This window comes from Streptomyces sp. NPDC060205, from assembly GCF_042728395.1.
Classification (GTDB): domain Bacteria; phylum Actinomycetota; class Actinomycetes; order Streptomycetales; family Streptomycetaceae; genus Streptomyces.
This window is the reverse complement of the sequence record NZ_JBHWZP010000376.1, coordinates 1-8,633: the sequence shown is the minus strand read 5'-3', so window position 1 is coordinate 8,633 and position 8,633 is coordinate 1. Positions and strand designations below refer to the sequence as shown.

The 8,633-nt window shown below is 72.0% G+C and carries 7 protein-coding genes; 1 reads left to right on the top strand and 6 read right to left on the bottom strand.

Translation table 11 applies throughout. The annotated features are described in order from the left end of the window. Positions 1 to 109 precede the first annotated feature (109 nt). The 4 genes from ACFWGJ_RS38295 to ACFWGJ_RS38280 all read right to left on the bottom strand — a co-directional run bounded on the left by ACFWGJ_RS38295 (position 110) and on the right by ACFWGJ_RS38280 (position 6,048). Positions 110 to 2,314 (bottom strand): 3-hydroxyacyl-CoA dehydrogenase NAD-binding domain-containing protein, encoded by a 2,205-nt coding sequence (locus ACFWGJ_RS38295; RefSeq protein ID WP_387333575.1) that lies wholly within the window; start codon positions 2,312 to 2,314, stop codon positions 110 to 112. Between the two features lie 119 nt (positions 2,315 to 2,433). Further along, on the bottom strand, positions 2,434 to 3,648 hold the full coding sequence (locus ACFWGJ_RS38290) for an acetyl-CoA C-acetyltransferase (protein ID WP_387333574.1): 1,215 nt from the start codon (positions 3,646 to 3,648) through the stop codon (positions 2,434 to 2,436). 40 nt (positions 3,649 to 3,688) lie between these two features. Further along, entirely contained in the window at positions 3,689 to 4,831 is a 1,143-nt protein-coding gene (locus ACFWGJ_RS38285) for an acyl-CoA dehydrogenase family protein (protein ID WP_387333573.1), read from the bottom strand. Then, on the bottom strand, positions 4,828 to 6,048 hold the full coding sequence (locus tag ACFWGJ_RS38280) for a CaiB/BaiF CoA transferase family protein (protein ID WP_387333572.1): 1,221 nt from the start codon (positions 6,046 to 6,048) through the stop codon (positions 4,828 to 4,830). The genes ACFWGJ_RS38285 and ACFWGJ_RS38280 overlap by 4 nt, the downstream gene beginning before the upstream one ends. 206 nt (positions 6,049 to 6,254) lie before the next feature. Here ACFWGJ_RS38280 and ACFWGJ_RS38275 point away from each other — a divergent pair, with 206 nt between their 5' ends. Further along, the gene (locus ACFWGJ_RS38275; RefSeq protein ID WP_387333571.1) at positions 6,255 to 7,445 is read left to right on the top strand and encodes a saccharopine dehydrogenase family protein; all 1,191 of its coding nucleotides are present in this window, start codon (positions 6,255 to 6,257) and stop codon (positions 7,443 to 7,445) included. Positions 7,446 to 7,565: 120 nt separating this feature from the next. Here ACFWGJ_RS38275 and mmpA read toward each other — a convergent pair whose 3' ends face one another. Further along, a complete protein-coding gene (gene mmpA, locus ACFWGJ_RS38270) occupies positions 7,566 to 7,712 on the bottom strand; it encodes a morphogenic membrane protein MmpA (protein WP_387333570.1) in 147 nt (48 codons plus the stop codon). A 75-nt stretch (positions 7,713 to 7,787) separates the two neighbouring features. Then, on the bottom strand, positions 7,788 to 8,480 hold the full coding sequence (locus tag ACFWGJ_RS38265) for an endonuclease V (protein WP_387333569.1): 693 nt from the start codon (positions 8,478 to 8,480) through the stop codon (positions 7,788 to 7,790). Between the last annotated feature and the right edge of the window lie 153 nt (positions 8,481 to 8,633).

The following is an 8,633-nucleotide window of genomic DNA, read 5'->3' as shown; positions in this document are numbered from 1 at the left end:
GCCTCAGGGGCGAAAAGCAGGGGCGCAGCCCCGCTTTTCAGGGGCGCGGGGAACTGCGCGAACGGCCCCCACCGGCCCGCAGACGACAACGCACCCCACAAGGGCCCCGTCAGCGGTCGCTGAACCGCTCCCCCTTCGCCGCCTTCTCCACCAGCAACGCGGGCGGCGCGAACCGCTCCCCGTAGCGATCGGCCAGCTCCCGCGCGCGGGCCACGAACGCGGCCGGTCCGGTGCCGGCCCCGTCACCGCCCTCGTAACCGTTGATGTACTGCAGAACACCACCCGTCCAGCCCGGGAAGCCGATCCCGAAGATCGATCCGATGTTGGCGTCGGCGACCGAGGTCAGGACGCCCTCCTCCAGGAGGCGGACGGTGTCCAGCGCCTCGGAGAACAGCATGCGTTCCTGCATGTCCTGGAAGGGGATCTCCGCGCCCGGCCGGGTGAAGTGCTCCCGCAGCCCTGGCCACAGCGCCGCGCGCTTGCCGTCCGCCCCGTACTCGTAGAAGCCCGCGCCGCCGCTGCGGCCGGTGCGGCCGAACTCGTCGACCATGCGGTCGATGACGACGTCGGCGGGGTGCGTGACCCACGTGCCGCCCGCCTCCTCGACGGCCCGCTTCGACTCGGTGCGGATCTTGCGGGGCAGGGTGAGCGTCAGCTCGTCCATCAGGGAGAGCACCTTGGCCGGATAGCCGGCCTGCGCGGCGGCCTGCTCGACGGAGGCGGGCTCGATGCCCTCGCCGACCATCGCGACGCCCTCGTTGATGAAGTGCCCGATGACCCGGGAGGTGAAGAAGCCGCGCGAATCGTTGACGACGATCGGGGTCTTCCTGATCTGCCGTACGAGGTCGAAGGCGCGCGCCAGGGCTTCGTCGCCGGTGCGCTCGCCCTTGATGATCTCGACGAGCGGCATCTTGTCGACGGGCGAGAAGAAGTGCAGGCCCACGAAGTCGGTCTGCCGCTCGACGCCCTCGGCGAGCGCGGTGATCGGCAGCGTCGAGGTGTTGGAGCACAGCAGCGCGTCCGGCTCGACGAGGTGCTGGATCTCCTGGAACACCTTGTGCTTGAGTGCCGGGTCCTCGAAGACGGCCTCGATGACGGCGTCGCAGCCCGCCACGTCCTGGGGGTCAGCGGTGGGCGTGATGCGGGCGAGCAGCGCGTCGGCCTTCTCCTGGCTCGTACGGCCCCGGGAGACCGCCTTGGCGCAGAGCTTCTCGGAGTAGGCCTTGCCCTTGGCGGCGGCCTCCGCGGAGACGTCCTTGAGGACGACGTCGATACCGGCGCGGGCACACGAGTACGCGATCCCGGCGCCCATCATCCCGGCGCCGAGGACGGCCACCTTGCGGACCTGGCGGGGCTCGACGCCCTGGGGGCGGTTGGCGCCGGAGTTGACGGCCTGAAGGTCGAAGAAGAAGGCCTGGATCATGTTCTTGGAGGTCTGGCCCGCGGCCAGCTCCACGAAGTAGCGCGCCTCGATGACCTGCGCGGTCTCGAAGTCGACCTGGGAGCCCTCGACGGCCGCCGCGAGGATGTTGCGCGGCGCCGGGTAGGGCGCGCCGCCCGTCTGCTTGCGCAGGTTGGCCGGGAAGGCGGGCAGGTTCGCCGCGAACTTCGGGTTGGAAGGGGTGCCGCCCGGGATGCGGTAGCCGGGCTTGTCCCAGGGCTGGCTCGACTCGGGGTTGGCGTCGATGAAGGCGCGGGCCTTGGCCAGCATGTCCTCCCGGGTGGCCGCCACTTCGTGGACGAGACCGTTCTCCAGGGCGCGCTGCGGGCTGTACTGGGTGCCCTGGAGGAGCACCTTGAGGAGGGCGTCGGCGATTCCGAGGAGGCGTACGGTCCTGACGACGCCGCCGCCTCCGGGCAGCAGGCCGAGCGTGACCTCGGGGCAGCCGATCTTGGAGCCGGGCGCGTCGAGGGCGACGCGGTGGTGGCAGGCCAGGGCGATCTCGAAGCCGCCGCCCAGGGCCGCGCCGTTCATGGCGGCGACGACGGGCTTGCCGAGGGTCTCGATGCGGCGCAGGTCGCGCTTGATGGCGAGGCCGCCGTCGAGGAGCTGCTGGGCGGTGTCGGGGGTGACCTGGATGAGGTCGCGCAGGTCGCCGCCCGCGAAGAAGGTCTTCTTGGCGGAGGTGAGGACGATGCCGCGGATGGCCGCGGGGTCGGCCCGCACCTCGGCCTCCAGGCGGTCGGCGATCGCGGTGAGCGACGCGCGGAACGCCTGGTTCATGGTGTTCGCGGACTGGCTGGGATCGTCGAGGACCAGGGTGACGACACCGGTGTCGTCCTGTTCCCAGCGGATGGTGGTGCTCTCGGTCATCTGGAGGTCTCCGTAAGTGTCAAAGTCTTGTCCGCCGCGACGGCGAGAAGCCCGAGGGCGTGGTCCGGCGGTGCCGAATCGGCCCGCGTCCGGCCGGGGGGAAGGACGGGCCCACGTGCCTAGAGGCGCTCGACGACCGTCGCGATGCCCATGCCGCCGCCCACGCACAGCGTGGCGAGGCCGAACCGCTTGTCCTGGCGCTCCAGTTCGTCGACGAGCGTGCCGAGGATCATCGCGCCGGTCGCGCCGAGGGGGTGGCCCAGCGCGATCGCGCCGCCGTTGACGTTGACCTTGTCCAGGGACAGGCCCATGTCGCGGGCGAACCGCAGGACGACCGCCGCGAAGGCCTCGTTGATCTCGACGAGGTCGATGTCGTCGATGGTCAGCCCGGCCTTGGCGAGCGCCTTGCGGGTGGCGGGCGCGGGCCCGGTCAGCATGATGGTCGGCTCGGAGCCGGAGACGGCCGCGGAGACGATCCGCGCGCGCGGGGTGATCCCGTACCGCTCGCCGACCTCCTTGGAGCCGACGGCGACGAGCGAGGCGCCGTCGACGATCCCGGAGGAGTTGCCGGCGTGGTGGACGTGGTCGATCTTCTCCACCCAGTGGTACTTCTGCAGCGCCACGGCGTCGAAGCCGCCGAGGTCGCCGATGTCCGCGAACGACGGCTTCAGCCTGCCCAGCGAGTCCGCGGTGGTCCCGGGGCGCGGGTGCTCGTCGTGGTCGAGGACGACGAGTCCGTTGCGGTCCTTGACGGGTACGACGGACCTGTCGAAGCGGCCGTCCTTCGCGGCCTCGGCGGCGCGCTCCTGGGACAGCGCCGCGTACTCGTCGACATCGCGGCGGGAGAAGCCCTCGATGGTGGCGATGAGGTCGGCGCCGATGCCCTGGGGTACGAAGTCGGTGGCGATGTTGGTCATGGGGTCGGCGAACCAGGCGCCGCCGTCGGAGGCCATCGGCACCCGGGACATCGACTCGACGCCGCCCGCGAGGACGAGGTCCTCCCAGCCCGAACGGACCTTCATGGCAGCCAGGTTGACGGCTTCCAGACCCGACGCACAGAAGCGGTTCTCCTGGACACCGGCCACCGTGTCCGGCAGTCCGGCGGCGATGGCCGAGATCCGGGCGATGTCGGAGCCCTGGTCGCCGACCGGCCCGACGACACCGAGCACGATGTCGTCGATGGCGGCCGGGTCGAGTCCGGGGAAGCGGGCCCGGATCTCGTGGATGAGTCCGACGACCAGGTCGACGGGCTTGGTGCCGTGCAGGGCGCCGTTCGCCTTGCCGCGGCCGCGCGGGGTGCGGATCGCGTCGTACACGTACGCTTCGGTGGTCACTCGTATGCCTTTCAGGAGGAGCCCGGGGGCACCGGGCGGGTCAGCCGAGCAGGGAACGGCCGATGATCTCCTTCATGATCTCGGTCGTCCCGCCGTAGATGGTCTGGATGCGGCCGTCGGTGAAGGCCTTCGCGACGCGGTACTCCGTCATGTAGCCGTAGCCGCCGTGCAGTTGCAGGCAGCGGTCCGCGACGCGTTTCTGCAGTTCGGTGGCCCACCACTTGGCCATCGAGGCGTGCACGGCGTCGAGTTCGCCCGCCGCGTGGTCGACGACGCACCGGTCGATGAAGGTGCGGGTGACGGCGCACTCGGTGGCCATCTCCGCTATCTCGAAGCGGATGTGCTGGAGTTTGGACAGCGGCCGTCCGAAGGCCTCGCGCTCCTTGACGTACTCGGTGGTGATCTCCAGCAGGTGCTCGGCGGCGGCGATCCCGGCGACGGCGATCCCCATGCGCTCCTGCGCGAGGTTCGTCATCAGGTGCACGAAGGCGCCGTTCAGCTCACCGAGCAGGTTCTCCTTCGGGACGCGTACGTCGTGGAAGAACAGCTCCGCGGTGTCCTGGGCCTTCTGGCCGATCTTGTCGAGGTTGCGGCCCCGCTCGAAGCCCTCCGTGCCGCGCTCGACCACCAGCAGGGAGAGGCCCTTCGCGCCTCCCTCCGGGGTCGTCCTCGCGACGACGATCACGAGGTCGGCCAGGATGCCGTTCGAGATGAACGTCTTGGAGCCGTTGAGCAGCCAGTGGTCGCCCCGGTCCTCGGCGTGCGTCCTGATCCCCTGGAGGTCGGAGCCGGCGCCGGGCTCGGTCATGGCGATGGCCGTGATCAGCGAGCCGTCGCAGAACCCGGGCAGCCAGCGCCGCTTCTGCTCCTTGGTACCGAGGCCGGTCAGATAGGGCCCGATGATGTCGTTGTGCAGTCCGAGGGCGAGCCCGGCGGCTCCCGCGCGGGTGAACTCCTCGGCGAGCACCGCGCTGTAGCGGAAGTCGGCGTCGCCGCCGCCCCCGTGCTCCTCGGGGACGGCGAGACCCAGCAGTCCCTGCCGGCCGGCCGCGAGCCACGCCTCGCGCGAGACGATGCCGTCCTTCTCCCACTGCTCGTAGTGCGGCAACACCTCCTTGGCGAGGAAGGTGCGGACGGTCTCGCGGAACGCCTCGTGCTCGGGCGTGAAGATCTGCCGCTTCATTCGGGGGTGCCCTTCGGTTCGGGAGCGCCCGTCGGTTGCGGGGTGCCCTTCAGTGCGGTCGGTTCGGGAATGCCGGTCAGGAGGCCCGGTACGTCCCAGTCGCGGGCCACGTCGGCGGTGCCGGTGCCCGGCAGGGCGGGCCCGCCGCGGACGGCGGTGGGGGTGGCGGAGAAGCGGGGCGCGGGGGCGGGCTGCGTGATGCCGCCGTGGTCGGTGAAGGTGCCACGGGCCGCGAGATGCGGGTGGTGCGGCGCCTCGCGCAGCGACAGCACGGGCGCCACGCACGCGTCGGAGCCGTCGAAGACCGCCGCCCACTCGTCGCGCGTGCGGGTCCTGAAGCGGGCCGCGACCGCCTCGCGCAGCTCGCCCCAGCGGGCCAGGTCCTTGCGCGCGGCGGCCTGGTCCCCGAGGCCGAGCAGGTCGGTGAACTCCTCGTAGAACTGCGCCTCCAGCGCCCCGACCGCCATGTGGCGCCCGTCGGCCGTCTCGTACGTGCCGTAGTACGGGCAGCCGCCGTCGAGGAGGTTGGCGCCGCGCCGGTCCTGCCAGCCGCCCGCGGCCAGCATGCCGTGGATCATCGAGGAGAGGTGGGCCGTGCCGTCCACGATCGCCGCGTCCACGACCTGGCCCGCGCCGGTGGCGCGCGCGTGGTGGAGCGCGGCCAGGACGCCCACGACGAGGTACAGGGAACCGCCCGCGTAGTCCCCGAGGAGGTTGGCGGGGACGGCCGGCGGCTCGTCGGGAGCGCCGATCATGCCGAGGGTGCCGGTCAGCGCGATGTACGCGATGTCGTGCCCGGCGCGCGGGGCGAGCGGTCCGTCCTGGCCCCAGCCGGTCATCCGTCCGTAGACGAGTCCCGGATTGCGGGCGTGGCAGGCCTCGGGGCCGATCCCCAGACGCTCGGCGACCCCCGGTCTGAAGCCCTCGACGAGGATGTCGGCGCGCTCGACCAGGGCGAGGACCCGCTCGGCGCCGTCGGCCGCCTTGAGGTCGACGATCACCGAGCGCTTGTTGCGGTTGGTGACGTCGAAGGCCGGGTCGATCGCCAGGGATCCACCGCCCGGCCGGTCCACGCGGACCACGTCCGCGCCCAGATCGGCCAGGAGCATGGCGGCGAACGGGCCGGGCCCGATGCCCGCCAGCTCGACCACGCGCACCCCGGACAGCGGGCCGTGCCCCGCCGATCCCGCCGTTCCGGCCTCTGCCGCCGCCGTCATCAAGCCCCCAGCACTGTGACACAACTGATGTAACATCAGTGATGTTAAGAACGCGTTCCGCTTCGCACAAGCCCTCGGCGAGCAAGCGCTCAGTCAATTCTGGAAGCCCTGGCCGATTCCCGCGACGGGGCCCTGATCCGTTCGCTCCTGACGCACGCTAGCCTCGGCCCCCGACAACGGCGCGGGCTGAACGGCTGAGAGGTGCCATGAGCAGGCAGGACAGGACCGAGCGCGCGTACGACATCGTGCTCTTCGGAGCCACGGGATTCGTCGGAAGGCTCACCGCGGAGTACCTCGCCGCACATGCCCCCGAGCGGCTGCGCTGGGCGATCGCGGCCCGCGACACCGCGAAACTCGAACGGCTGCGGGAGCGCCTCGCGGAAATCGACCCGGCCTGCGCGGAGCTGCCCGTCCTGCGGGCCGACGTCACCGATCCGGTCTCCCTGCGGGAACTCGCCGGGCACGCGCGCGTGGTGGCCACAACCGTCGGCCCCTATGTGGAGTACGGCGAGGACCTGGTCGCCGCCTGCGCGGACGCCGGTACCGACTATCTGGATCTCTGCGGAGAGCCCGAGTTCGTGGACCTCATGTACGTACGGCACGACGCACGCGCGCGTGAGACCGGCGCCCGGCTGGTGCACGCCGCCGGATTCGACTCGATCCCCCACGACCTGGGCGCCTGGTTCACCGTGCGACAGCTGCCCGAAGGGGTGCCGCTGACCGTGGACGGCTTCGTGCGGGTCGGGGCGACGTTCTCGGGCGGCACCTTCGCCTCCGCGCTCAACCAGTTCTCCCGCGGGCGGCACATGCTCGCCGCCGCGCGCGACCGCAGACGGCACGAGCCGCGCCTGGTCGGACGCCGGGCGTACGTTCCCGCGAGCACCCCGCGCTACGCGAAGGAACTCGGCGCGTGGGCCCTGCCGCTGCCCACCATCGACGCGCAGATCGTGCAGCGGTCCGCGCGGGCGCTGGAACGGTACGGGCCCGACTTCCGCTACCGGCACTACGCGGCCGTCGAGACCCTGCCGTCGGCCGTGGGCGGGGTGGCCGGAGCCGGGGCGCTCTTCGTGGCGGCTCAGGTGCCGCCCGTGCGGCGCTGGCTGTCGGGCCGGCTCAAGCCGGGCGAGGGGCCGGACGAGGAGAAGCGGGCCGCCAGCTGGTTCTCGGTACGGTTCGTCGGCGAGGGCGGTGGGAAGCGGGTCTTCACCGAGGTGGCCGGCGGGGATCCCGGCTACGGGGACACCGCGAAGATGCTGGGCGAGTCCGCGCTGTGTCTCGCGTTCGACGAGCTGCCCCGTACGTCGGGGCAGGTGACGACTGCCGTCGCCATGGGGGATTCGCTGATCGAGCGGTTGCGCGGGGCGGGGATCACTTTTCGGGTCGCCGCCACGCGGTGACGCGGTGACGCTGCGCTGGCGAGGGCCGGAGGGGTGGTGCCCGGCGGGGTGGTGCGGGTTGAGTGTGGCTGGCGGCGCAGTTCCCCGCGCCCCTGAAAAACTCGGGGTCCGGCGAGTTGGTCAGAAGGGCCACTCCACAAGTGTGTAGATCATTCCGGCTATCCAGGCCACGCCTGCCAGTACCGCGAGGGCAAGGCCTGCCATCACGGCCCGCTCGACGGGCTGGGTGGGGCCTGCGGCGGGCTTGGGAGCACGGTGTGTCGTCATGTGGCCAAGCCTGTCGATCATGGCGGGCCGCGACATCCGTACACGTACTCAGAACACGTACTCAGGCCGTCGTAGTCACGCCGCCGTCGTCTTCAGGGCCCGGCGGCACAGCGCGTCCGCGTGGCGGGTCGTCTCGGGGAGGCGGAAGCGCGGTGCGAGACGGAGGGTGTGGGCGCAGGCGTTCTCCAGCGTCACCCGGTGGCCGACCGAGACGAACACCGGCTTGATCCCCGCCTGGGTGCGCAGCGCCCGCCCGACCTCCTCCTCGCCCGCGAGCAGCGGGGACGACGAGCCGCGCGGGGCGCCCGGCTCCTCGTGGGTGAACGTGAACGGGTTCTTGGCGACCCCGATGGTCGGGAGGCCGGTGAGGACACCGAGGTGGCTCGCCAGGCCGAAACGGCGAGGGTGGGCGAGCCCGTAGCCGTCGCAGACCACCAGGCCCGGCGCGCACGGCAGCGCTTCGAGGGCCGCCATGACCGCCGGGATCTCCCGGAAGGCGAGCAGCCCGGGGACGTACGGGAAGGACACCCGGCCGACGGCCGTGGACTCCGCGACCACGTCCAGGGTCGCCGCGTCCAGCACGACGGCCGCGGCCACGACGACATCGCGCTCGTCGTCGTAGGCCACGTCCACGCCGGTCACCCGGCCGGTGCCCGGCGGCGGGCCGGGCTCGTCGAGGACCACCCGCCCCCGCAACTCGTCCTGCACGGCCCGGGCCCGCTCTTCGGTCGCGGGCCAGCCCGCGGGGATGCGTACGGTCATCGTCATGGTGCGTCGAGCCTAGGGCCTGTCTGACAATTCCCGTCGTCGCCCGCAGGGCGGCCGGGCGGCGTCAGGTGCGTGCTCTCGCCGTGCCGGGCGCAGAGCCTCGTACTGGACGTACTTGGCGAGGGGCCCGGGGCGGCGGGGGGGGGGGCAGTG

Bases quoted from the DNA above. Each gene is read 5' to 3' on its own strand.
- ACFWGJ_RS38275 (WP_387333571.1), top strand. From the start codon at position 6,255: ATGAGCAGGCAGGACAGGACCGAGCGCGCGTACGACATCGTGCTCTTC.
- ACFWGJ_RS38285 (WP_387333573.1), bottom strand. From the start codon at position 4,831: ATGAAGCGGCAGATCTTCACGCCCGAGCACGAGGCGTTCCGCGAGACC.
- ACFWGJ_RS38265 (WP_387333569.1), bottom strand. From the start codon at position 8,480: ATGACGATGACCGTACGCATCCCCGCGGGCTGGCCCGCGACCGAAGAG.
- mmpA (WP_387333570.1), bottom strand. From the start codon at position 7,712: ATGACGACACACCGTGCTCCCAAGCCCGCCGCAGGCCCCACCCAGCCC.
- ACFWGJ_RS38280 (WP_387333572.1), bottom strand. From the start codon at position 6,048: ATGACGGCGGCGGCAGAGGCCGGAACGGCGGGATCGGCGGGGCACGGC.
- ACFWGJ_RS38295 (WP_387333575.1), bottom strand. From the start codon at position 2,314: ATGACCGAGAGCACCACCATCCGCTGGGAACAGGACGACACCGGTGTC.